Origin of the sequence: Nostoc mirabile CHAB5784 (assembly GCF_020829645.1) — a bacterium.
GTDB classification, from domain to species: Bacteria; Cyanobacteriota; Cyanobacteriia; order Cyanobacteriales; family Nostocaceae; genus Nostoc; species Nostoc mirabile.
Genome location: NZ_JAIVFS010000002.1, coordinates 98,341 through 121,305, shown reverse-complemented (window position 1 = coordinate 121,305; position 22,965 = coordinate 98,341). Strand labels below are relative to the sequence as shown.

Annotated in this window: 22 protein-coding genes; 11 read left to right on the top strand and 11 right to left on the bottom strand. The window is 42.6% G+C overall.

What is annotated here, in order from left to right:
- Positions 1–165 precede the first annotated feature (165 nt).
- The 5 genes from cobM to LC653_RS02370 all read left to right on the top strand — a co-directional run bounded on the left by cobM (position 166) and on the right by LC653_RS02370 (position 4,096).
- Complete coding sequence (cobM, locus tag LC653_RS02390; protein WP_229492421.1) at positions 166–981, top strand: precorrin-4 C(11)-methyltransferase; 816 nt, start codon at positions 166–168, stop codon at positions 979–981.
- Positions 982–1,075: 94 nt separating this feature from the next.
- Entirely contained in the window at positions 1,076–1,318 is a 243-nt protein-coding gene (locus LC653_RS02385; RefSeq protein WP_229492420.1) for a hypothetical protein, read from the top strand.
- A gap of 108 nt (positions 1,319–1,426) precedes the next feature.
- On the top strand, positions 1,427–1,780 hold the full coding sequence (locus tag LC653_RS02380; protein ID WP_229492419.1) for a phenylpyruvate tautomerase MIF-related protein: 354 nt from the start codon (positions 1,427–1,429) through the stop codon (positions 1,778–1,780).
- Between the two features lie 78 nt (positions 1,781–1,858).
- On the top strand, positions 1,859–2,953 hold the full coding sequence (rlmN, locus tag LC653_RS02375) for a dual-specificity RNA methyltransferase RlmN (protein WP_229492418.1): 1,095 nt from the start codon (positions 1,859–1,861) through the stop codon (positions 2,951–2,953).
- Between the two features lie 672 nt (positions 2,954–3,625).
- Positions 3,626–4,096: a hypothetical protein gene (locus LC653_RS02370; RefSeq protein ID WP_229492417.1), complete on the top strand. Its 471-nt coding sequence runs from the start codon at positions 3,626–3,628 to the stop codon at positions 4,094–4,096.
- 225 nt (positions 4,097–4,321) lie between these two features.
- Here LC653_RS02370 and LC653_RS02365 read toward each other — a convergent pair whose 3' ends face one another.
- From LC653_RS02365 to LC653_RS02355, 3 genes are all read right to left on the bottom strand, one after another.
- Positions 4,322–4,501: a replication restart DNA helicase PriA gene (locus tag LC653_RS02365; protein ID WP_229492416.1), complete on the bottom strand. Its 180-nt coding sequence runs from the start codon at positions 4,499–4,501 to the stop codon at positions 4,322–4,324.
- 859 nt (positions 4,502–5,360) lie between these two features.
- A complete protein-coding gene (gene uvrC, locus LC653_RS02360) occupies positions 5,361–7,235 on the bottom strand; it encodes an excinuclease ABC subunit UvrC (protein ID WP_229492415.1) in 1,875 nt (624 codons plus the stop codon).
- A 1,001-nt stretch (positions 7,236–8,236) separates the two neighbouring features.
- Complete coding sequence (locus LC653_RS02355) at positions 8,237–9,214, bottom strand: RNA-guided endonuclease InsQ/TnpB family protein (protein WP_229492414.1); 978 nt, start codon at positions 9,212–9,214, stop codon at positions 8,237–8,239.
- Positions 9,215–9,297: 83 nt separating this feature from the next.
- Between LC653_RS02355 and tnpA the strand changes: the two genes are divergently transcribed.
- Positions 9,298–9,702 carry an IS200/IS605 family transposase gene (gene tnpA, locus LC653_RS02350; protein WP_229492413.1) on the top strand — a complete coding sequence of 135 codons (405 nt, stop codon included), beginning with the start codon at positions 9,298–9,300 and terminating at the stop codon, positions 9,700–9,702.
- A 109-nt stretch (positions 9,703–9,811) separates the two neighbouring features.
- Here tnpA and LC653_RS02345 read toward each other — a convergent pair whose 3' ends face one another.
- The 6 genes from LC653_RS02345 to LC653_RS02320 all read right to left on the bottom strand — a co-directional run bounded on the left by LC653_RS02345 (position 9,812) and on the right by LC653_RS02320 (position 16,421).
- Positions 9,812–11,068 (bottom strand): LL-diaminopimelate aminotransferase, encoded by a 1,257-nt coding sequence (locus tag LC653_RS02345; RefSeq protein WP_229492412.1) that lies wholly within the window; start codon positions 11,066–11,068, stop codon positions 9,812–9,814.
- 214 nt (positions 11,069–11,282) lie between these two features.
- Positions 11,283–11,618 (bottom strand): thioredoxin family protein, encoded by a 336-nt coding sequence (locus LC653_RS02340; protein WP_229492573.1) that lies wholly within the window; start codon positions 11,616–11,618, stop codon positions 11,283–11,285.
- A 174-nt stretch (positions 11,619–11,792) separates the two neighbouring features.
- Entirely contained in the window at positions 11,793–12,575 is a 783-nt protein-coding gene (locus tag LC653_RS02335; RefSeq protein ID WP_229492411.1) for a PspA/IM30 family protein, read from the bottom strand.
- A 213-nt stretch (positions 12,576–12,788) separates the two neighbouring features.
- A complete protein-coding gene (locus LC653_RS02330; RefSeq protein WP_229492410.1) occupies positions 12,789–13,541 on the bottom strand; it encodes a PspA/IM30 family protein in 753 nt (250 codons plus the stop codon).
- Positions 13,542–13,776: 235 nt separating this feature from the next.
- Positions 13,777–14,955: an RNA-guided endonuclease InsQ/TnpB family protein gene (locus tag LC653_RS02325; RefSeq protein ID WP_229492409.1), complete on the bottom strand. Its 1,179-nt coding sequence runs from the start codon at positions 14,953–14,955 to the stop codon at positions 13,777–13,779.
- 122 nt (positions 14,956–15,077) lie between these two features.
- Positions 15,078–16,421, bottom strand: coding sequence for a hypothetical protein (locus LC653_RS02320; RefSeq protein WP_229492408.1), 1,344 nt, complete (start codon positions 16,419–16,421; stop codon positions 15,078–15,080).
- Between the two features lie 303 nt (positions 16,422–16,724).
- Here LC653_RS02320 and LC653_RS02315 point away from each other — a divergent pair, with 303 nt between their 5' ends.
- Entirely contained in the window at positions 16,725–17,264 is a 540-nt protein-coding gene (locus tag LC653_RS02315; protein WP_229492572.1) for a DciA family protein, read from the top strand.
- Between the two features lie 468 nt (positions 17,265–17,732).
- Positions 17,733–18,044, top strand: coding sequence for a hypothetical protein (locus LC653_RS02310; RefSeq protein ID WP_229492407.1), 312 nt, complete (start codon positions 17,733–17,735; stop codon positions 18,042–18,044).
- A gap of 125 nt (positions 18,045–18,169) precedes the next feature.
- On the opposite strand, the gene menB is transcribed toward LC653_RS02310, so the two are convergent.
- Positions 18,170–19,003, bottom strand: coding sequence for a 1,4-dihydroxy-2-naphthoyl-CoA synthase (gene menB / locus LC653_RS02305; protein WP_109011247.1), 834 nt, complete (start codon positions 19,001–19,003; stop codon positions 18,170–18,172).
- A 263-nt stretch (positions 19,004–19,266) separates the two neighbouring features.
- On the opposite strand from menB, the gene LC653_RS02300 reads away from it, so the two are divergent.
- The 3 genes from LC653_RS02300 to LC653_RS02290 all read left to right on the top strand — a co-directional run bounded on the left by LC653_RS02300 (position 19,267) and on the right by LC653_RS02290 (position 20,904).
- The gene (locus tag LC653_RS02300) at positions 19,267–20,091 is read left to right on the top strand and encodes a DUF2887 domain-containing protein (protein ID WP_229492406.1); all 825 of its coding nucleotides are present in this window, start codon (positions 19,267–19,269) and stop codon (positions 20,089–20,091) included.
- A 170-nt stretch (positions 20,092–20,261) separates the two neighbouring features.
- On the top strand, positions 20,262–20,675 hold the full coding sequence (locus LC653_RS02295) for a BrnT family toxin (RefSeq protein ID WP_229492571.1): 414 nt from the start codon (positions 20,262–20,264) through the stop codon (positions 20,673–20,675).
- Positions 20,656–20,904 (top strand): CopG family antitoxin, encoded by a 249-nt coding sequence (locus LC653_RS02290; protein WP_229492405.1) that lies wholly within the window; start codon positions 20,656–20,658, stop codon positions 20,902–20,904. The genes LC653_RS02295 and LC653_RS02290 overlap by 20 nt, the downstream gene beginning before the upstream one ends.
- Positions 20,905–21,023: 119 nt before the next feature.
- On the opposite strand, the gene menD is transcribed toward LC653_RS02290, so the two are convergent.
- Positions 21,024–22,808 (bottom strand): 2-succinyl-5-enolpyruvyl-6-hydroxy-3-cyclohexene-1-carboxylic-acid synthase, encoded by a 1,785-nt coding sequence (gene menD / locus LC653_RS02285; protein ID WP_229492404.1) that lies wholly within the window; start codon positions 22,806–22,808, stop codon positions 21,024–21,026.
- Between the last annotated feature and the right edge of the window lie 157 nt (positions 22,809–22,965).

Genomic DNA, 22,965 nt, shown 5'->3' with positions numbered 1-22,965 from the left:
AAGAATAACTAATGCCGAATTCCCAATGCCCAAAAAATAAAAAATGCCCCAGAGTATTCTCTAGGGCTTAACCAGGGTGCATCTACCATTACTCTCTACTAGGGAAAGAGGGTAAATCCGGAAAGATACTGAGAAAATATCAAAAAAGTTTTTTGAGGGATTGCCGTGTCTTCTTCTAAAAGTGAAAATCTGAGTTATAAAAAAACACTATATGCCATAGAACCATCTGTGTACATTGTGGGAGCAGGCCCTGGAGATCCTGATTTATTGACGGTGAAGGCGCAGAAATTACTGGCTGTTGCTGATGTGATTTTATTTGCTGATTCTTTAGTACCCGAACAGATTTTAGAACTTTGCCGAAAAGATGCGGAGATCATTAGAACTGCGAATCAGACTTTAGAAGAGATTTTGCCGATTATGATAGATCGGGTGCGATCGCAACACAAATCTCTAGTCCGTCTCCATTCTGGCGATCCTAGTCTCTACAGCGCCATCCATGAGCAAATGCACCTCCTCGCAGAGGCAAATATCCCTTTTGAAGTCATACCAGGTATCAGCGCCTTTCAAGCCGCAGCTGCCAAACTCAAAGTAGAACTCACTGTCCCTGGTTTAGTCCAAACCATCATTTTGACCCGGATCAGTGGACGTACAGAAGTCCCCGCCACTGAAGAATTAGCCACTCTGGCGGCACATCAGGCTAGCCTCTGCTTATATCTAAGTGCGCGTCACGTCGAAAATGCCCAAGCCAAACTACTCGAACATTACCCAGCCGAAACCCCCATTGCAATTTGCTTTCGCATCGGATGGCCCGATGAAAAAATCAAGGTTGTCCCCCTGAATGAAATGGCAGACTGCACTCATAAAGAAAAACTAATTCGCACTACACTTTATATAATCAGTCCAGCCCTCTCGGCAAATAAAGGGCGATCGCGTTTATATCATCCCGAACATAGTCATCTATTTCGCTCATCTCATAACTAAATGCTGGGCATTGGGCATTGGGCATTTTGAGCTAGATGAATGAGTCTTTGAACTCCGTTAATGAGTCTTTGAGGTGGATGAATGAGTCTCTGAGGTGGATGAACGGAGTTCTGAGGTGGATGAACGGAGTTCTGAGGTGGATGAACGGAGTTCTGAGGTGGATGAACGGAGTTCTGAGGTGGATGAACGAGTATCTGAGGTGGATGAACAGAGTTCTGAGGTGGATGAACGAGTATCTGAGGTGGATGAACGGAGTTCTGAGGTGGATGAACGGAGTTCTGAGGTGGATGAACGAGTATCTGAGGTGGATGAACGGAGTTCTGAGGTGGATGAATGAGTCTTTAAGCCAATGCTTGAACTTCTAACTCCCCCTGCCCCCTGCCCCTGCCCTACCTAACGATAAACTTAACAATGTGAATAAAATCCCAAATCCTAATTCGGTATTATGCCATTAATTAAAGTGCAAACTTCTGCAACTGCTCCTGAAAAAGCTGAAATTGAATCAATGCTTTTAAACTTATCAGCCAAGCTAGCAAAACATTTGGGAAAACCAGAATCCTATGTAATGACTGCTTTTGAGTCAGAAATTCCCATGACCTTTGCAGGGAATACAGACCCGGTTTGCTATATTGAAATTAAGAGTGTTGGCACAATGAAACCAGATCAAACCGCAGCAATGAGTCAGGATTTTTGCCAGCAGATTAACCAAACTCTAGGTGTGCCGAAAAATCGAATTTATATAGAGTTTGCAGACGCTAAGGGGGCAATGTGGGGCTGGAACGGCACAACCTTTGGGTAATTCTCCGTCTTCTTTAGTCAAGACTAAGTTAATCTGGCAGGTGTAGGATAGAGATCCTACATCAACTCTTGATTTTTTATGTCTGCTACGCCTCTTGTATCTCAAGTTGAGTTACACAACCCAGTAAAATCAGAATTAATTCCTCCCCTTCTCGGTGCTTCTCTTGCAGAGTTAAGCACTTGGGTGCAGCAACAGGGACAACCTGCTTACAGAGGAAAGCAGCTGCATGAATGGATCTATGACAAGGGAGTGCGATCGCTAGCTGATATTTCTGTCTTCTCCAAGCAATGGCGGAAAGAAGTAGCAGAAATCCCCATTGGGCGCTCAACTTTACATTACCGCTCTGTGGCTGCCGATGGCACAGTCAAATATCTTTTACGATTAGCAGACGATCAAATTATTGAAACTGTTGGCATCCCCACCTTCGCAGAAGCGGGAGATGGCCCAAAATCCCGTTTGACAGTTTGCGTTTCTACTCAGGTGGGTTGCCCAATGGCGTGTGATTTCTGCGCTACTGGTAAGGGAGGCTTTAAGCGGAACCTAGCACGGCATGAAATTGTCGATCAGGTGTTAACTGTACAAGAAGATTTTCAGCAACGGGTTAGCAATGTGGTGTTTATGGGACTGGGTGAACCGTTATTGAATACTGAGAATGTCCTAGCAGCGCTAAAATCCCTGAATCAAGATGTCGGTATTGGGCAGCGATCGCTTACAGTTTCTACAGTTGGGATTCGCGATCGCATCCGTCAGTTCGCGCAAAACAATTTGCAAATCACCCTCGCTGTTAGTCTCCACGCACCCAACCAAGCACTACGGGAAAAACTCATCCCCAGCGCCCGCGCCTATCCTCTAGAAGATTTGCTGACTGAATGTCGAGAATATGTGGAAATCACTGGACGCCGCGTTACCTTTGAATATGTTCTCCTCGCTGGTGTCAACGATTTGCCAGAACAAGCATTGGAACTGTCAAAATGCCTGCGAGGATTTCAAAGTCATGTGAATTTGATTCCTTATAATCCCATCCAAGAAGTAGACTACAAACGCCCCAACCGCGATCGCATTCAAGCATTTGTCAACGTCCTTAAGCAGCAAAATACTGCTGTTAGTGTGCGTTATTCCCGTGGTTTAGAAGCTGATGCTGCTTGTGGACAACTCAGAGCAAGTAAGAATTAAACCTCTTGCAGTCAATTTTAGAAATAAACATGTAACCGCAGATAAACCCAAATGTATCCTGAGAATTATCTCTGTTTATCTATGGTGTAAAACCGCCTGAAATCCCTTCTTTAACCTACTCGCCGGAGATACATGGATTACGGAAATCCGACAACCCATCTAAAAAATATGAATGTATAATTTAATTAAGATGAATATCTAAAAAATGAGATTTTTATGCATCAAAATAATGCACTGAATATAACCTTGATTTAAGAGGATGTTTTAAAAGTATTTGGCTGTGATTTTAGGCACTTATTGATCCCCCCTAACCCCCCTTAAAAAGGGGGGAACCGGAATCAAAGTCCCCCTTTGTAAGGGGGATTTAGGAGGATCTAGAACGTTTTGATACCTACAATAGGACTTTTAAAACATCCTCTAAGAAGCTATTCTCAACGCACTGAATATTTAGAGAACTTATGGGCTAAAGAATACAAATGTATTCTAGCTTTTCCTAATCAAATGAGTTAGATCAGAGCAAGCTCATCGCTTGCGGGGAGGGGGTTGGGGGTGGGGTTCTGTACCTACTCAACCCAGAAGCGCTATATGTATAGGGCAATTATAAATAATGTTGACATTTTAATGGTTTAGCGATCGCTCAATCCAACCTATAATAATTGAGGAAATAACTGCATGTTGAATCGCTTATTAATGGTTAAAGCATGGCTACTATTGATTATGCTTGCAAAAGCTTTATCGATTAATTTTCCTGCCTATGCACAAATAATTCAGCCGAATCCTCAGATACCTGAGTCTTCTCAAGAAAGAATGAGACGACAACAAGAGGAACAAACTCAGCGAACACAAGAGCAATTTAAGGAAACATTGCTTCAGCAACAGTTTCAGCAACCACAACTACAACAACAACTGAGACTACAACAGCAACAATTTACACAACAACGGCAAGAACTGATACGCCAGCAACAACTGAGACTACAACAGCAAGAATTTACACGACAATGGCAAGACTTTACACGACAGCAACAACAAAGAGTAAAACAGCAACAACTCAGACAAGATCAACAAATTAGACAACAGCAAGAATTGAGGTTACAAGAACAGGTACGACAGCAACAATTTAAACAACAGAAAGACAACCTGTGAAATGTTCAAAATTCTTGATAAGTAACTTTATTATTAGAAATTAGAGAACATGTTCTCTAATTTTTAATTTTTAACTAGTTCCGTGGGTTTAAGTCCCCCGGTTCAATAAAAAAGCAAGTTTTGTGTTGGGGTTAAATCCCCATTACAAAACAAAATTTACGTTAGCGCAGCGTTAGCGAGTCCGCGAGCGTCATTACGAATTACGAATTACGAATTATTTAATTACTAGCGCTGTGCATAAATACCTGGTGCGTAAGCCTCAATCACTTTGCCAGTGCGAGTGCAACTAATCATCAAATAGTCACAACTAGGGCATTGTGTTCGAGTTAATTGACTATCATAAATGTAATAGCGTTCTGCTTGGCAGCCGCAATTTGGGCAGTAAATTTTTTGTACTGTCTGCATTTTAAAACCCCTGGTTGTAAATATTTTTTATTTGAGAAAACTGCCAGTGAAACTAGCAAAAATTTTGGTTTGACCTAAGTTAACAAACGGTCTTAATATTGGCTGATTATTTTAAACAAAATTTCAGATTTGAAAAGTTTTTGATATCTTTGGATATTATCCTAAAATTTAGGTGATTTTACCCTCCTACTTTAGATACATAAATTGTTTTTTAATTAAATGCTGCTTAGAGATTTACTGATCCCTATGAATAATACCTTGAGAGAGCCTTATTTATAGTCCTTTCAGACAAATACAAAATAAGCCGTTCTTGTATTCAAAAATTAAACACCGAAAAATACTGTATATTTAGTCACAAAATATCTATCTTAAGATTTAGTTAATATTTGCTGGCAAGATTTATGAGATTAAATTGTGGTGAGCTAATTTCATTAAAACTAGTCAACTAGGACTTACGCACTGTACAAATGCATCGTGATGTGCATTACCTATTTTGAGGAAGTTTTCAGGCTTTTCTTAATTATCCTGCGATCGTAAATAGACCATACTGTAGGGGCACAGAAAAAGCTCATACGTGTCAACTTAACGTAAAAGTTATGTCCCGCAAGGAACTTAAGTTCCTTGCTAATAGCAAAAGTAATCTTTTGATTACTAAATATCCGCAAAAATCTTTAGTCTACTTCAGTAGACTTTAGCTAAAAGCCAAAGAACTTTAGTTCCAGGCGGTTGAGTCAGCCCAGCAGTTAAGCTATTTTTAGCTTAAGTTGACACTTAACCGCAAGGGCGCACTGGCTTCTCTGTGGTAGCCGGACGGCTTGCCGATGCAGCGTCTACGTTTTCCGTTACCCGTGCGTAAGTCCTAAGGATGAAAATAATCGTAAATTTCTTGAGCCAAACGCGGGCCAATTCCCGGAACCTCAGCAAGTTGTGTGGGTGCAGCTTGCCGAATATAATCAACTGAGCGAAAATGCCCTAGTAGCTGCTTTTGTCGATGATGTCCTAAGCCAGGAATTTCATCTAAACGCGATCGCTTCAATTTATCACTGCGTTGCTGACGATGAAAAGTCACTGCAAATCGGTGCGCTTCATCCCGCAACCGCCGCAACAACTGCACCCCTGATTGTTCTGAATCAGTTGTTAAGGGTTTAGATTCTCCCGGTAAAAAAATCTCTTCTCGCTGCTTCGCCAGACTCACAACTCGCAAGTCTTCTAATAAATTCATCTCTTGCAAAACGGCGACAACTGATGATAATTGACCTTTACCACCATCGATCATGATTAAATCAGGCCAATCTGGATTACCCAAACGTGCTAACTGTGGATCGTCGCCATACTTACGGAACCGTCGCCCAATAACTTCAGCAAGACTAGCAAAATCATCTGAATGTCCCGCCGTCACCGTGGGATTTTTAATTTTGTAGTGGCGATAGTGCTGTTTAGCGGGTAAACCGTCGATAAACACGACTTGCGAAGCTACTGCATTTGATCCTTGAATATGGGAAATATCATAACCTTCGATGCGGTGGGGTACATCTGGTAAATCAAGAATAGCCGCTAAATCTTGCATTGCTTGGTCGTTGCGATCGCCTAATTTCTGCATTCTTTGCAATTCATACTGGGCATTTCGCTCTACCATCTCAATTAATTCTGCCTTAGTTTGCCGCAAAGGAGTCAAGATTGTGACTTTTTTCCCTTTACGTTGAGTTAAGACATCCGCCAATATTTCGCTATCTGGTAAATCATGCTGTACTAGAATTTCTAAAGGTATTTCCACTGAGTCAGCAGTTTGGTAATGTTCCTCTAAAGCTCGTTGTAAAATAGCTCCCGGTTCTGCATGAGCATCCGCCACAAAGGCCAAGCGTCCTACCAATTGCCCAGCGCGAATCTGGAATAGTTGAATACAGGCGTATTCTTCGTTGGCTGCCAGTGCGATCGCATCCCGCGAAACTGTATCATCTGGTAAGGAAACTTTTTGATTGGCTGTCAGCGACTTTAACCCAGAAATTTGGTCACGAATCCGCGCTGCTGACTCAAAATTCAAGTTCTCAGCTGCTGCGTTCATCTGTTGAGTCAAAATCTCAATCAGTTCCTGAGTTCGACCTTGGAAGACCATCGCTATTTTTTGCACAATTTTGCGATATTCTTCTGGTGAAATCATTTGTTGACATACACCCGGACAACGCCCTAAATCATAATTTAAGCAAGGACGGTCTTTGAAAAGTGGTTGAGGCCGTTGTCGCTGTGGAAAGATCCGCTTGCACAGGCGAACAATTTCTCGTAAAAGACCAGCATCAGTATAAGGCCCGTAAAATTTATCCTTTTCTTTGCCGAATTGGCGTTTACGAGTAATAAAAATTCGCGGATAATCTTCTGACCAAGTGATGCAGAGATAGGGATATTTTTTATCATCTTTGAGCAGCACGTTAAAGTATGGCTGGTGCTGCTTGATCAAATTTGCTTCTAGCGCTAACGCTTCGGCTTCGGTATCAGTGACAATGAATTCAATTTCTGTTACCAACTTGACCATCGTGGCGATGCGTTCACTCTTGTTGTAGCCATCCCGGAAATAGGAACGGACACGTGATCGCAACTTACGTGATTTACCTATATATATAATGCGATCGCTACTGTCCCGCATGAAATAAACCCCCGGTTCCGATGGAATTTCGGCTAGACGATTTTCCAGTCGTTCTGGCTCTTTAACCAGTGGTAATATTTGAGTAGATATTGTCACAACCAAAATTAGTTAATCTTTCTCTATTTTAAGAAAAATTATTTTTTCGTGCCGATTTAACAAGTAAATGTAAAGTAGCCGTCATGAACTGCATACACCAGAACACATAAAACAGGTGCTGGGGACTAGTATTTTTACTCAGCACTGGCTCAACCATAGCTATCCGCTAACAGCACTTTCAAGTCAGATAGGCTTTGAATCCGTGCAAAGACAGGTTTTAGGGCCAGTTTCCCACCTAGACGTTTGCGAGTAAACTTGCTACAAGCATCAGAACTTTGGAGCAGACAAGAGTTTGTTTAGCTGCGATCTTAGTCATTAGCTGCTAAGTACGACGGCATAAATAATTAAAGGTTTGTAGCATACTTTAGGGATCTTGCTACGCGTAGCGTCTCATAGAGAAGACTAAAGCCCTTAAAAAGAGCTAGAGCCGCTTACTACAAACTTATTTAAATACTTTTACGTTACTTAAGATAGTTTTATTTATTCACACCCACTTACTGTCATAATAAAAATTTTGCTTTTTGAATCTATAATTAACATTTTTCAAATTGATAATACTTTATTGTTTAAAAATTTATAGTTTTAGAAAATAATATTTTTAGTATTGATTTTAATAATTTTGTATATGGCTTTTAATAATAAATAATATATTTATATATTAATTTTATAAATATAAGATAAATAATTTATTAATTAGCAATATTTTACTTTATAGATTGAACTTATAACATTAAGCGAATTAACGGATTTAGTAAGTTAAATTTAAGATTATGATTGAGAATATAGCTATTATATTGATTTCAAACTAAACGTTACCCAACAAAGCCTTGATAATGTTGGGTTACCCTGCCTTAAGCCCCTTTGGATCTACGTTCCTTAACCCAAGCGTATTGCCGTGTGTTCTATTCATAGACTTTGCCGCCAAAAATCTTTGGCGTTTAGTTTGAGAAGAAATTTGATTGACACTCTCCTGGCCTTTAGGCGAGGAGATTCTTAAGACTTCACAATCTTAATATCCTGTTTGCACAGGTTCTCAGACTCAACACGTTTGCACAAAAGTGCGTGCTGATATCTTCTGAGCGTTTAGCTTGGTAAGCAACCCGTTTATCTGTAATCTTTTTGTGAAAGCGTCCTAACTTGCTAGCTGCTTTTTTACGATTTTTACTACCTTTGACTTTTCTGCTAACTCGCCTCTGTCTAATTTTCAGAGTGCGTTTAACTTTTTTGTTGGTTGAAAACTTAGGATTATCAATTTGATACCTATCCGACAAGTGAACAAGTTTGGTTATTCCCAAGTCGCAACCAAGGACAGATTTAACTTCATCTAGTGGCTTTGATACGTAATCTGGAATGCTTTTATCTTCAATCCTAATCGAGATGTACCAACCATCTTGACGCTTGCGGATTGTCGCCGCCTTCAGAGTAAATCCATCTGGTATCAAGCGAGAGCTGAAGAACCGCATCCATCCCAACTTAGGGAGATAGATTTTATTCCCTTGAACTTTTACGCCCATCTGGTAAGTAAAGGATGTAAAATTACTCCGGTTTTTAAATTTGGGAAAGCCTCTACCTTCAAAGAAGTTTTTGTAAGCAGTGTCAAGTCGCTTGAGGTTTTGCTGTAGCACTGTAGAGTCAATCTCACGAAACCAGGGTCTAGCTTTCTTTAACTCTGGCAATGCGGTTATTTGAATATCTCCAGCACTACGACGTGGATTTTTTAGTTTACCATCCTTGTGGGTTTTAGCGTCCTTCCAAGGTTCCCCACTTGCACCATTCCTGCTAACAAAACAAGTCAGTGGACAGGCTTCTGCCCTAGTCCTGATGTCGCAATAATCACCCTGAATGAATTGCTGGTTGTATTGAGCTATTCTGTCTGCCAAACTCCAGTTGTAAGTAGAGCGGAGCATATCTAGCCATCCATCTATTTTGTTGGTTTGGCTAAGATTAGGACGTAGCTTAAAACAAAAGTTTGTTAGCAAATACCATCACCTCCTATTGTCGATTAGCTTATTTGAATATACACTACATATATACAAAATACAATCAGTAATTACAAAAAAGCATGGGAAGTTTTTCTCCAGATGAATATAGGCATGAAGGGAACGCAATATCGCTTCTTAACTATCACTTCGTTTTTATACCCAAACGCAGAAAGAAGGTATTAGTAGACGTAATAGCAGAGAGATTACAGCAAATCATCTGTGAGGTCTGCAATGAGAATAGGTGGAAAATTGTTGCAATGGAAATCATGCCTGACCATGTTCACTTATTTTTAAACGTGAAACCAACAGACAACCCTTCCCAAATCATGAACAGAATTAAAGGACGGGCTTCTCATCACTTAAGAAAAGAGTTTCCAGAATTGCTTAAACTTCCAACTTTATGGACACCGAGCTATTTTGTCTCAACTGCTGGTAATATTTCTACAAAAAATGTAATAGAGTATATAGCACATCAAAAAGATTAAATCAGAACACCCGTGCATGGTGTTGCTAGCCTTCATCAAGAGCCTAAAGTACGAGATACGGTGCGTAAGCACCTGTCTCTCAGGGGTTTTCGGCATTTCCCTTATAAATTTAATGAAGGAACTCAGCCATTCTTTCCACAGCAGTTTCTAACAAAGGTGGCTCATGCACCAAGGCAAAACGGACATACCCTTCCCCTGATTTACCAAAGCCAGCACCTGGGGAAGCGGCTACACCAGTTTGTTTGACTAGCTGGGTACAAAATTCTATGGAGTTTTGACTCCAAGCTGGGGGCAATTTTGCCCAGATGTACATTGTTGCCTGGGGAGTAGGAACATTCCAGCCAATGCAGTGTAAAGCAGTGATGAAAGCATCACGGCGCTGCTGGAAGGTTGCAACAGCAGATTTTACCCCAACTTGAGGGCCAGTTAGGGCAGCGATCGCACCATTCAAAATCCCCCGATACTGATTAAAATCAACAGCGGCTTTTACCTGGCGTAAGGCGTTAATTAACTCAGCATTACCGATGGCGTAGCCAATGCGGAAGCCGCCCATATTGTAGGACTTGGAAAGGGTGAAAAATTCAATAGAGACGCTTTTCTCTGGATCAGCTTGCAGAATTGAAGGGACTAGGGATTTTGGATTTTGGACTTCGGCTTCGCTCAGTCGAACGATTTTCGATTTTGGATTGGGAGAAGAATCTGCCGACTCCCCAGTTTCCTGAAATACCAAATCTACGTAGGGGAAATCATGAACCAGCACAAGATTGTGTTGCTGACAGAAGGCGACAGCTTCTTGGAAGAAAGATAAAGGAGCGATCGCAGCAGTGGGATTATGAGGATAACTTAATACCATCATCCGCGACTGGGCCAAGACTGGGGCAGGAATATCAGCAAATACTGGTAAAAAATCGTTTTCTGCCCGTAGTGGCATCGGGTAGATTTGACCACTGGCTAGGTAGACTCCCCCCGCATGGGAGGGATAACCTGGATCGAGCAATAGGGCGAAATCTCCTGGATTGAGTATTGCTAGGGGTAAATGGGCTGTGCCTTCTTGAGAACCAATTAGAGGTAGTACCTCAGTTTGGGGATCGACTTTGATACCAAATTTTTGTTCGTACCAGTTGGCTGCGGCTTCACGAAACCCAAGAGTTCCGTTAAACAACAGATAGCCGTGGGTACTGCGATCGCCAAGAGACTGGGCGATCGCCTCGATCACATGTGCCTCGGCTGGTAAATCAGAAGACCCCAACGACAAATCAATTACCTCTCGTCCAGCTGCCAAAGCGATCGCCTTGGCTCTGTCCATATCAGCAAATACATTAGATTGCAGGGGTTGTAAACGCTTTGCAAATTCCATATTAGTCATTAGTCATTAGTCATTAGTCATTAGTCATTAGTCATTAGTGAGCCAGCGCGGTTTTCTCCCATTCGTGAGAGGCTAGCGCCTTCTCTACGAGACGCTATGCGAACGCGCAACGTCTCGTAGAGAAGGGTGTTTACTCCATGAGTGAATGGCGTTAGCGTCGGCACGAGCCTCACTGAGGGTCATTAGTCATTTGGTATGGACTATGAACTATTGACTAATTACTATTTAAGTGCTTATCTAAGAGTTCGAGTAATTTATCTTTGCCGATAACTCCCTCAGTGGATATCAAAACTTCCTGGCCTTGAAATAGTCTGAGGGCTGGTACGCCTTCCACTTGGTACTGCTTAACAGTGAGTGGGTTAGGGTCAATTTCCATTTTAACGACTTTGAGGCGATCGCTATATTTCGTAGCAGCTGAGTTAATCAGGGGCGACATCAATTGACAAGGGCCACACCAGGAAGCCCAAAAGTAAACTAATACAGGCTGTTCAGCTTTTAATACTTCTGTTTCAAACTCAGCATCGGTTATGGTGATTACAGCCTTACTCATTGCAGTCTCCATCAGGTGGCGATCAAAGTTGGCACACACAATACTTTATCCCAAAGTAGTCAATAGTTTATAGTCAATAATTCATAGTTATTTTGACTGTTAACTATTGACTAATGATGTAAAATCCCACAGCCAACAGGCGTGGGACTAGCTCAAATAAGTTTTCTACCAATTTTACAATTGATCCAATTGCTTGCGTAGAGAATCCAACTCGGCATCAACCACTTCATTAGACTTAGGATTCGGGGCAGTGGTTTCTTGTTGCGGTGGCAGTTGCGCTTGATTTTGTGGAGTAGCCGGTGGTAACATTTGTGCTTTTAAAGCTGCCAACTCATCATCAACATCGCTACTACCTTCCAACTGGGCAAATTGGCTTTCTAAATCGGCACCCGCTAACTCTCCTAGTGCCTGGGCCCGGGATTCTTGCATCAAGACTTTTTCTTCCATCCGCTCGAAGGCAGACATTGCACTGCTGGTATTCATCCCACGCACCATGCCTTGGAGTTGCTCTTGGGCTTTGGCGGTAGTGATCCTAGTTCTGAGCATTTCTTTCTTGGTCTTAGCCTCAGAAATTTTGCTTTCCAGCTGGATTAAGTTGCGCTTGAGGGTGTCAACTTGAGTACTTTGCGTATCTAAACTAGCTTTGAGCGCTGTGCTGGTGTCAGTATAAGTTTTCTTGCGCTCTAGAGCTTGTCGTGCTAAGTTCTCATCACCTTTTTGCAGCGCCAGTTGGGCATTGCGTTGCCACTTATTGATTTCATTTTGGGCATCATTATACTGTTTCTCACTGCGTTTTTGGGCGGCGATCGCCTGGGCTACTCCCTGACGCAGCTGAACCAAGTCTTCCTGCATTTCCAGGATGGCTTGTTCTAGCATTTTTTCGGGGTCTTCGGCTTTGTTAACCAGGTCGTTGAGGTTAGAACTAACTACTCGCTTAATGCGATCGAATAATCCCATAACTTTGTTTTTCCTTGTTTGCTTTACGCTTTTTGTTGGACAGTTAGCTTTTTTATTTTTTAATAGCTACCTATTTCAATGTAATCTTTCCGGTTTGAATCAGTACCTCCTAACAACTCTTAATTTTTAAGATATCTCCAAACAGGGGTAATTAGCCGAACTTCAACCAAGAGGCAGGGGGCAGGGAGCAGGGAGCAGGGGGAAATGACCTCTTCAAGAGTCCTGAGTTTTAGGTAACTGTTGTTGGGGAGGCTGTATCTTCTGGCTCTCCTGGGTGAGGAGATTGTTATGCTGTGTGTTTTCTGCCCCGTTTAAAACCTGCACCTTCATCGCTGCCAATTCGGCATCTACATTATTAGTAGATTCCAAGGAAGTAAATTGTGTTTCCAAGTCGTCGCTACCGAGTTGAGCTATTGCTTCTGATTGAGCTTCTATCTGCAAAACTTTTTCTTCCATCCGCTCAAAAGCACTCAGACTACTGGTGGCAGAAACTCCGCCAAGCATTTCCTGGAGGCGATAAGACGCTTCGGCAGAACGGGCACGAGCAATATACATATCTTTTTTTGTTTTCGCCTCGGAAATTTTTAACTCTAGCGATCGCATATCCTTTTTTAGCCTAGCGACTATCTCGTTTTGCTGCTCTATCTGGGAAAAGAGGGCTGTAGCGGTTTCTTTATAGGCTTGGCGCTTAGTCAAAGCTTCCCGTGCTAGAGGTTCGCTGCCTTGTTGCAGCGCCAATTGGGCACGGCGATACCATTCTTCTGTTTGAGACTGGGCAGCGCCTGCCTGCCGTTCGGTGCGTTTCTGGGTAGCGATCGCTTGTGCTACACCCTGCCGCAACCGCACCAGATTTTCCTGCATCTCTAGAACAGTTTGCTCCAGAATCTTTTCTGGATCTTCTGCACCACCGATTAAACTATTGAGATTAGCTCGAATCACCCGCAGGATACGCTTGATTAATGCCATGTCGGCTCTCCATTCACGAAACCCAGTAATGAGTGCTGAGTGCCTAGTTAAAGTCCTGAGTATAATATTTTGTCATAGGGTAGTTATGGAGTGCTGAGTGCCTAGTTAAAGTTTTGAGTATATATAATTTTTGTTGTAGGGTTGTAAACAAACAATATTTTGTCTCTACCACTCAGCACTCAACACTCATTGACTTAGCGCTCGTAAGCTTACCCCCACCTAAAGGTGCGGGGCTTTAGCCACAGACTTGAATCATCGGGAAGAGAGACAATTGTCCCTCTAATTGACAACTCATCCCCGGACTTCCAGGAAGGCTTACAGACTTCCCCAAAGCAGCAATAATTAACGCTGCGTTTATATCAGCATCATGTTCAAATCCACAATGCCCACACTTAAAATTTTTCCCGTTGCGATACGATTTACCCTTGACTGGGTGAATGTGTCCGCATCGGGAGCAGGTTTGACTTGTGTAGGCAGGTGGGATAAATACCACTGGAACACCAGCAATATTTGCTTTGTACCCAACAAACAAACGCAACTGATAGAACGCCCAATTATTAGTTCTTCGACGTTCAACTTTGCTTCTTAGTTTTTGATTGAGCGACTCTCGAATATTGGTCAAATCCTCAAAAGCCAGTGTCGCGTTTGTTACGAGTGCATTTTGAACAAGCTGTTTAGAAATATTGTGATTCAGCCATTTCTGAAACCTTTGTTCTCTCCCAGAAAGCCTTCTCAGCAGTCGTCTAGAACTGCGAGTGCGTTTGGATTGAACATTAGCCCTGACCTTACTATATCGGTCACGAGTGGCTTGAATCTGCCTTCCACTCCACGATTCACCATTGGTTGTGGTGGCTATGTCTCGCCTACCGAGATCGACCCCAATTACACTTCGGCTACGCTCAGTGCTAGCTTTGGGTGTTTTACCTGTGGGGCTGGTAGGCAGGTCAACACAGATATTGATGTAGTAGTCGCCGTGTTTTGTTTTATTGAGGGTAGCAGCCGTTGGGGATTGCCCTTTAAGCAATGCCAATTGATAGTTACCAATGCTCAACTTGAACTTAACTCGACCACACATCAATGTAACGCCGACGGTTTGCAAATCCTCAATATACTGAAAAGTCCGAACATCCAAATTAATAGATGTCGGTCTAAATTTATGGACTTGCTTAACTGCTTTAGCGTTACCAGTTACACGACGAATTGCTTGGCAGACATGGTTTGCCTTCAAACCCGTAGCAACTCTGACTGGCTTGTAAACCAAGTGGTGAAGCTTGGTTGTATTCCAGCAATTCTCGCGTTTTGCAATCTCATATATCTGATTACAAGCGTCAGCAAATAAGAGCAAAGTGCGGTCTATTTCAGAGCGCAACTCTACAGGGACTTGAAGCTTGCATTTAACAGATATACTTTGCATTTAGCTGGGGTGGTAACTCATCCCAGTATATCACGTAAAGCCGTGCTAAAAGCACGGGGTTTCAAACCCATTTTTCTGATGACTCAGGACTGTTCTCTCATGGTATCGTAGATTTTTGCAACTTATGGCTGCTGAACCCGTGCCTTGATTCCCTTTGCCTGTAACAATTTCAGATGTTGTTGTACTTGCTCTTTAGTCTTAAAAGCACCCAAATAAACCAATTCTTTGTTGGGTGATAAATAAGCATCGGGAATTACTTGCCGTGCTGAGGCAAAAGCCGCATCTTTATTATCTATCACTACATGATAGAACCCATCTGTTGCTGGTTTGATTTCTGCATCCGGCTTTGGTGAGGTTTTTGCCGTTGAAGTGGCAGGCAAATTCAGGGGAGGCAAGGGCTGTACTGTCGGTACTGGTGCTAAAGCGATCGGATTTGTCGGTTTTAGGCCTGTGTTGGCTTCAGGCAATGCTGCTTGAGGATTTGCGGGGTTTTGGGGAACGACTGGATTAGGCACTACTGCGAGGGTTGGTTGGATTTTGGGTTTTAAGCCAACTACATCATTGGGATCTCTCACCTCAGGAAACTCTTGGGCAGCTAGATTCGGATACTTGGGTATAGATGTGCTTGGTGGCTGGATCTGAGGTTGGACACTACTTCCGACTTCCTGAGTATTTTCTGGTGCAGGAGACGAGTTTCCGTTAAACAACTTGCCTAAATTCCACTGTGGCAAGCTTTTGGGATTGAACACTACATAACCTAAGGTAAGACTCGCTACCAATAGCAGCAACATCGAGCCAATACCCAAAGGTGATAGCAGACTATCGCTAGAATTGCTTGGTTTCTTGGTTTCTGGTTGTTCTTCTGTCAGACTTCGCAGCAGTGCTTCACTAGATTCCAAATAGTCATCTGGGTGCTTAGGGGTGTCATTTGGCTGCAAGAGGTTTTCGCTCTTAGTATCTTTAACGATTGCTGACACGATGCTGCTACTAAAGTTGGGGGGCGGCGGCGGAAGTTGAGTTTGTGTTTTAGCAGAATCAGAGATGGAGGGCACATTGAGATTATTTAGTTCCTCAGTTTTTGGCATAGCTGACGCTGGGTTATTTTGAGGATTCACAGCTAGAGAAGATGTCGGTGGTACGTCAATTTTTGCCGTAGCTGGCGCTGAAGTTCCCTGAGGATTCACGGGTACAGATGCAGGCGGCACGTTAGTTTTAATTTCCATTACTGATGACTGAGTTGTGCCCGATGTTTTAGGGATGGCAGTTAACGGCTGGGGTTGACTGCTCATGTAACTTGCAACACGGGGCTGCTTTGATGCCACCAAACCAGTTCGTGTGCGTCGGTATCGAGCTAACTCCTGATCTAGCGGCACCTCTAAACTCGCTAGCGCTGCTGCTAGTGCTGGTTTCAACCCAGGTGTTTTAGACGATTGAGTACCGGAATCATTCAGGGGGTTTTGAGTCATTGCCTCTGTGCCTCAAACGTAGATTGCTGGAATTAACTTTAGATATATTTGTGACAATAGTAGCGAAAATTATCTAAATAGATAGATTGGAAATTGGGAATTGAAAAGAGGCAGAGGGGCAGGGGGAAGAGGGGAAAACTCTTCTCCCTTACTCCCTGCTCTCCTGCCTCTTCCCCACTCCCCACTACTTCGGCTTACCTCGGCTCCGGTTCCATCGAGCGACTTGTACTCTTGCTAGTCGAAGTAAGTCGAGATGCTCGGCACGAGTCGCTCATTACAAGTCCCCACTCCCCACTTTTAACGATGTCGTTGAAATCAATTAATGATATTTTAGGCGTTCTAGAAAAGCAGGCTAAATGGCAAGAACAACCATTTCAACGCCTGCTCAAGTGTTGGACAGAAGTTGTTGGGCCAGTGGTTGCCGCAAATACTCGACCATTGTCGATTCAACGCGATGTTTTGTCGGTAGCAACTTCTAGTGCTGCTTGGGCGCAAAACCTGACTTTTGGTCGCACGTCTCTGCTTTTAAAGTTGAATAAAAACCTGCCAACACCTCTGGTTGATATTCGCTTCTCTACTGCTGGCTGGCAGAATCCATCTCTGGAGAGAAAACAGCAACAAACGGTTTCGCCCCATGAGCATCCCAGTTACCTTGGTGATGAGATTAACCGCCCTGATGTTACACCCGCCAAGGATGTAAATGCTGCTTTTGGGCATTGGACGAAGATCATGCGATCGCGATCGCACGGCTTACCCCTTTGTCCCCAGTGTCAATCTCCCACCCCACCCGGCGAACTCCAGCGCTGGGAAGTCTGTTCTGTCTGTGCTGCTAAACAGTTTTGAAGGAAGTCAGTCCTGACTTCAATTGAAAGCAAAATAGTTTAGCGATTATTTATTGAGCAGAATTTCTCCTCAAATAACTTGCTGCTTCACATAAATATGGTTTTGATTCTTGAGAAACAATATATTTTACTGCTGAAATATGTCTAATGTGGTAATCAAAGCAGACTATTTATCTGAAATTATATGCCTGAAGCTATCCTTAAGGAGGAAGTTAAAATGCTACAAAAATCAAAAGCTTTAGTTTTAGTCTTGATCCCTAATAAGTTTTAGCCAAAATCTATAGGCAACCACTTTAAGCATTATTGAAATATATAACAAGAATATAAAAATATCCTAAAGTTTATTTTTTCGTCGGGATCGCTGAAACCTATAGAAAATAATGGCTTTTTGGCTCTTATCCGTCTTTATACATAGAAGCAAAATATAAGGATGAAATTCAGCCGCAAACGGCACTAAAGATGAATCCAAATGAAACCCATTAAATTTTTAGCATCTGCCTGTAAATATTGCCGTCATTACCAGCCAGAGGGTCGCCGTGGCGGAACGTGCCAGCAATTGGGAGCGCCAGTTCAAGGAACTTGGAAGGCTTGCTCTTTGGCGCTTCCACCTTTTGCACCTTCTTGGGAAACCTTGGAAGATGCTTGGATTTTGCCAGATGCAGCCCCAGTTTTAACATCTTCTCATTCCTTAGCCTCAGATTTAGACAATGCTGTTGCCCCTGTAGAAGAAATAGCTGCCTCTATATGTGAACAGGTAAAGACTAAAGCAGTCGTTATTTAGTCATCCATTATTACTGAACTGATTTTGTAGTTTGCTTAAGATAAGATTTTTTTAAGATTTTTAGTGCTGTAAACGTTGACATTTACAAAAATCGCACCTCGATAAAGGGTACGATTTTTGCAGTTTTAAGGTAACCAAGGAAAAGAGCGAAAATCTGGTGGCCGCTTTTCGAGAAACGCTTGTTTGCCCTCAGACCCCTCTTCTGTCATGTAATAAAGTAGGGTGGCATTGCCAGCGAGTTCTTGTAAACCAGCTTGTCCATCACAATCAGCGTTGAACGCAGCTTTGAGACACCGAATTGCGATCGGACTTTTTTCTAAAATTTCTTGCGCCCATTGAATACCTTCTGCTTCTAGTTGTTCGACTGGGACGACACAATTAATTAAGCCCATTTCTAGCGCTTGTTGTGCATCATATTGGCGGCAGAGAAACCAAATTTCTCTAGCTTTTTTTTGCCCCACAACGCGGGCTAAATAGCTGGCTCCAAAACCACCGTCGAAACTGCCGACTTTCGGGCCAGTCTGTCCAAAAATGGCGTTATCGGCGGCGATGGTAAGGTCGCAAATTAAGTGTAGGACATGTCCACCACCGATCGCATATCCAGCTACTAAAGCAATCACCACTTTCGGCATGGAACGAATCAGGCGTTGTAAGTCCAGGACATTCAAGCGGGGAATGCCAGTATCGTCCACATAACCCGCATGTCCCCGCACACTTTGATCGCCACCTGAACAGAAGGCATATTTGCCATCAGTATGGGGGCCATAGCCTGTAAATAGAACAACACCAATAGTAGTATCTTCACGAGCATTACAGAAAGCGTCGTACAGTTCAAAGACTGTTTCAGGACGGAAAGCATTGCGTTTATGGGGACGGTTGATGGTGATTTTCGCAATGCCATCAGTTTTTTGATACAGAATATCTTCGTAGGTTTTGGCAGTTTGCCAGTTAATTTGCATTGGTATGGAGTGCGCTGTTGTTTGAGAATTTTATCGCGGACGTAGGGACATGCGATACCTGCGGTGGGCTACGCCTACGCTAAAATTGTTGTCTCAAGCCTTTACAATCTGGTAATTGTCTGGGTGTTGAGGAATAAGGGACTTCCAACTAAAAAAATATCCTATTGCGGTGTAGGCAGGGGGGCTATTAGCTCTTAGCAGGGGGAGAAAGAAAAATATTATCTGAGTAAATTGGATAATTTATTTTCTGGAAGTCCCTAAAAATGCGGCGCGATACCATCTTCTACAAATTATTTAAGCAACTTCCCGGTTTGCTGTTTGAATTAGTAGATGAACCACCACCAGAAGCCCAAAACTACCAGTTTGAATCAGTTGAAGTGAAAGAAACGGCGTTTCGGATTGATGGAGTATTTTTACCTCCGGCTAATGCAGTTTCCAAAACCGTCTTTTTTGCTGAAGTGCAGTTTCAGAAGGACGAAGACCTATATCACCGCTTCTTTAGTGAATTGTTTTTGTTTCTATATCGCCACTCGATTCGTTACGATGACTGGTTTGGAGTCATAATTTTTGGCTCTGGCAGCCTGGAACCTTCTTCTTCTTCGATTCACCGCGCTTTGTTGTCAAGTGGTCAAGTCAAGCGGGTTTATCTGGATGAGTTGGGGGATTTGCGACAACAACCTTTGGGATTGGGTTTGATGTTGCTGACAAATGTTACTTCTGAAACAGAAGCAGTGGAAGGGGCGCGGTTTTTGCTGGAACAAGCACGGCAACAGTCGGAGCAAGCGATAATTGATTTGGTGACGACGATTATTGTCTACAAGTTTTCTAAGCTTAGTCGAGAGGAGATTCAAGCGATGTTGGGACTGAATTTGGAAGAACCACGCGCTATTCGGGAAGCGAAGGAAGAAGGAGAAAGAAAGGTCGTTTTACGACAGTTAAACCGACTTGTGGGTGCAATTCCTGATGCGCTTCTGTCTCAGATTCAAGGGTTATCGGTGGAACAGTTGGAAGCTTTAAGTAATGCTTTGTTGGATTTCTCTACTCTTGCTGACTTGGAAGGGTGGTTACAAGGTGAAGTAAGGGGGTAAGTTTTACCCAAAAGCGCAGAGGAGAAAAGCGATCGCACTCCGTAAAATAATTATGGCTACAAATAAAGTTTCTCGTAGTGAAGAAGCATTTGCAGACACGCGGGTATATCAGAAACGGTGGAAAAAAAAAGTGCGATCGCTCGTCTTCTGACTGTTAAAACGACTATTTGGTGAAATTGCTGAGGAACGTTGGAAGCGTTAGCTTTGGCGTTGTTGGAATTGAGATTGCGATCGCTGACTTAAGTATTGACATTTGTATATACAAAAGTTACTATCATAATATGACAGAGGCTGTATCAGGCTTTGACTGGGATGATGGAAATATTGAAAAATGCCAAAAGCACGGAGTCTCATTAGAGGAAATTGAGGCTTTGTTTCTTGATAAAAGTCTTAGGATTTCACCTGATATAAAGCACTCTGAAAATGAGGATAGATTTATTGCAACAGGTGTATCAATCAAAGGTAGATATATTTTCGTAGGATTTACATTCCGTGAAAAGCAAGGAGAAAGGTTAATTAGACCTATTAGTAGTCGTTACATGAGAGAGAAAGAGGCGAAAAAATATGAAGAAAATATTTCCTAAAATTAAAACTGATGAAGAATTAGAAAGTTTACTAGATGAAGATTTGTCAGATTATCTTCATGAAGAAAACTTTAAGCCTGTTACTTTTGAATTTAAACCTAAAGACAAAACTGTAAATCTAAGAGTGTCAGAGGAAATGCTAGAAACAGTTAAAACTGTATCTAAAAAAGAAGGTATTTCCTACCAAAAGTATATCCGAAGAGCAATAGAAAAGTCTTTGGGTGAATAAATAATTCAAAAATCGCACAATCTAGCAATCAGAATTAAATGTTTTAGGGTAGCCTTTTTAACTTTAATACCACAAGTATATTATTCCATCCAGCGATTAAACAACACCTAATGGAATAGTTAAATTTCAATATCGGCGGCAAACTTCCTTAAATTCTCTTGTCGCCACTTAGCATCTAATTTCCGATTTGTCTGCAACTCTAAAACCCGAATTCCTGTATTTTGTAGTGGGTTTAATCTTTGCTGCAATTGCTGCCAAGAAGTAATCAATTCATGCTGCACATTAAAAGTAGCGCACAATTGAGCAAAATCAATATCTTGGGGAGTCCCAAAAAACTCTTCAAATGGTGGGTCAAATTTGGCAATGGGTAACATTTCAAAAATACCGCCGCCATTGTTATTGATTAACACAATCGTCAGATGTCCGACAAACTTATTGCGGATTAAAAAACCATTAGTATCATGTAACAGAGCTAAATCTCCCGTTAACATCACACTACTTTGCTGGCGATGGGCAATTCCTAAAGCAGTGGATAATGTGCCATCTATGCCATTTGCACCCCGGTTAAAATACGATCGCACTCCTAAATTATTCGGTTTCCAGAAATATTCCACATCCCGCACAGGCATACTATTGGCAATAAACAGAGGCGTTCCTGGTGGTAAAATCTGAGAAATTAACCAAGCTGCTTTACTCTCAATGACTTCATCTATCTTCCCCATCGTCTGGTCAACAGCTAACCTAACCTTCGCTTCTACATCACACCATTGCTTTCCATAGTCTGAAGAACCAGATAAATTTATCTCCTCTGCCTTTATCTCTTCTACAGATATCCGTAAATGCGTCGTCCTCCCATGCAAAGGGTCGAGGTTTTGGTTACTGGGGTCAATTACCCAGCGTCGCGGTTGGGTTGCATCTATCCAGGTACGCAGTTCTTTACTTGTAGGCATTTCACCCACCTGAATCACCATTTCGGGCGCTAACTGCTTTGCTAGTTGCTGATTTCGCAAAATCAGGTCATAAGTGGAAATCAAATAAGGGTTGAGTTCGGCATAATTTCTGACTGGGGAGAGTCCCTCAGCTAGCACAGGCCATTTGAGAGTTTGGGAAAGTTGCCCGATCGCTCTACAATATTCCTCTGGTTGCGACGGTTGGGCAACACCTGCGATAATAATGCCGCGATCGCATTCTTTCCATTCTTGGGGGATGGGGAATGGGGAATGGGCTTGCCGTGAGCGTAGCCGAACGGGAGTAGGGAATGGGGTGGTGTTTGCTATTCCTGCAAAAAAGTCTTCTGGGTGGAACTGTGATTGCAAATAACTCAAGTCTGTTCCATCAGGAAGAGGCGCTAAGGGATCGCGAAAGGGAATATTCAAATGTACTGGCCCCTTTGTAGGGGTTTGCGCCCTTTCCCAGCTATGAATTACCGTTTGTCGCAGATAAGCTAGCATTCCCATATCAGCAGAGGGTAAGGCTAACTCTGTTTGCCAATTTGGGTAGTTTCCATATAATCTCAATTGATCTACAGTTTGCCCAGAGTGACAATCTCGCAATTCTGGAGGTCTATCAGTGGTTAATATCAACAGTGGTACGCGACTATATGAGGCTTCAATAACTGCTGAATAAAAATTTGCTCCTGCTGTACCAGAGGTGCAAACTAGTACCACAGGGCGTCCGGTTGCTTTAGCTTGTCCCAAAGCGAAAAAGGCGGCGGAACGTTCATCGAGAATGGAAATCGCTTCAATTTCAGGTGCTTGTTGAGCAAAGGCGATCGCTAAGGGTGTAGAGCGTGATCCAGGACAAATAATAGCACAAGTCAATCCCAACCGCTTTAGCGTCTCTGTTAAAATATAAGCCCAAAGTTGATTAACATTCCTATAAGCGATCGGCATTAAATCAAACATAGCTATAAAACAATCTTAAATTTTAGATTTTCTCTAAGGATCAATTTAAAATCCATCTGGGAAAGTTTGACAAATGCAAAGATGGAACCCAACACCGCCACGCGAGTTTGTGGGAAGGAAAATCTCCAAGCAAACTTGCTCCAGTTTCTACAAAATG

Bases quoted from the DNA above. Each gene is read 5' to 3' on its own strand.
- LC653_RS02380 (WP_229492419.1), top strand. From the start codon at position 1,427: ATGCCATTAATTAAAGTGCAAACTTCTGCAACTGCTCCTGAAAAAGCT.
- menD (WP_229492404.1), bottom strand. From the start codon at position 22,808: ATGTTTGATTTAATGCCGATCGCTTATAGGAATGTTAATCAACTTTGG.
- menB (WP_109011247.1), bottom strand. From the start codon at position 19,003: ATGCAAATTAACTGGCAAACTGCCAAAACCTACGAAGATATTCTGTAT.
- LC653_RS02320 (WP_229492408.1), bottom strand. From the start codon at position 16,421: ATGACTCAAAACCCCCTGAATGATTCCGGTACTCAATCGTCTAAAACA.
- LC653_RS02335 (WP_229492411.1), bottom strand. From the start codon at position 12,575: ATGGGATTATTCGATCGCATTAAGCGAGTAGTTAGTTCTAACCTCAAC.
- rlmN (WP_229492418.1), top strand. From the start codon at position 1,859: ATGTCTGCTACGCCTCTTGTATCTCAAGTTGAGTTACACAACCCAGTA.
- LC653_RS02330 (WP_229492410.1), bottom strand. From the start codon at position 13,541: ATGGCATTAATCAAGCGTATCCTGCGGGTGATTCGAGCTAATCTCAAT.
- tnpA (WP_229492413.1), top strand. From the start codon at position 9,298: ATGGGAAGTTTTTCTCCAGATGAATATAGGCATGAAGGGAACGCAATA.
- LC653_RS02290 (WP_229492405.1), top strand. From the start codon at position 20,656: ATGAAGAAAATATTTCCTAAAATTAAAACTGATGAAGAATTAGAAAGT.
- LC653_RS02370 (WP_229492417.1), top strand. From the start codon at position 3,626: ATGTTGAATCGCTTATTAATGGTTAAAGCATGGCTACTATTGATTATG.
- LC653_RS02340 (WP_229492573.1), bottom strand. From the start codon at position 11,618: ATGAGTAAGGCTGTAATCACCATAACCGATGCTGAGTTTGAAACAGAA.
- LC653_RS02365 (WP_229492416.1), bottom strand. From the start codon at position 4,501: ATGCAGACAGTACAAAAAATTTACTGCCCAAATTGCGGCTGCCAAGCA.
- LC653_RS02310 (WP_229492407.1), top strand. From the start codon at position 17,733: ATGAAACCCATTAAATTTTTAGCATCTGCCTGTAAATATTGCCGTCAT.
- LC653_RS02345 (WP_229492412.1), bottom strand. From the start codon at position 11,068: ATGACTAATATGGAATTTGCAAAGCGTTTACAACCCCTGCAATCTAAT.
- LC653_RS02325 (WP_229492409.1), bottom strand. From the start codon at position 14,955: ATGCAAAGTATATCTGTTAAATGCAAGCTTCAAGTCCCTGTAGAGTTG.
- LC653_RS02315 (WP_229492572.1), top strand. From the start codon at position 16,725: ATGTCGTTGAAATCAATTAATGATATTTTAGGCGTTCTAGAAAAGCAG.
- LC653_RS02300 (WP_229492406.1), top strand. From the start codon at position 19,267: ATGCGGCGCGATACCATCTTCTACAAATTATTTAAGCAACTTCCCGGT.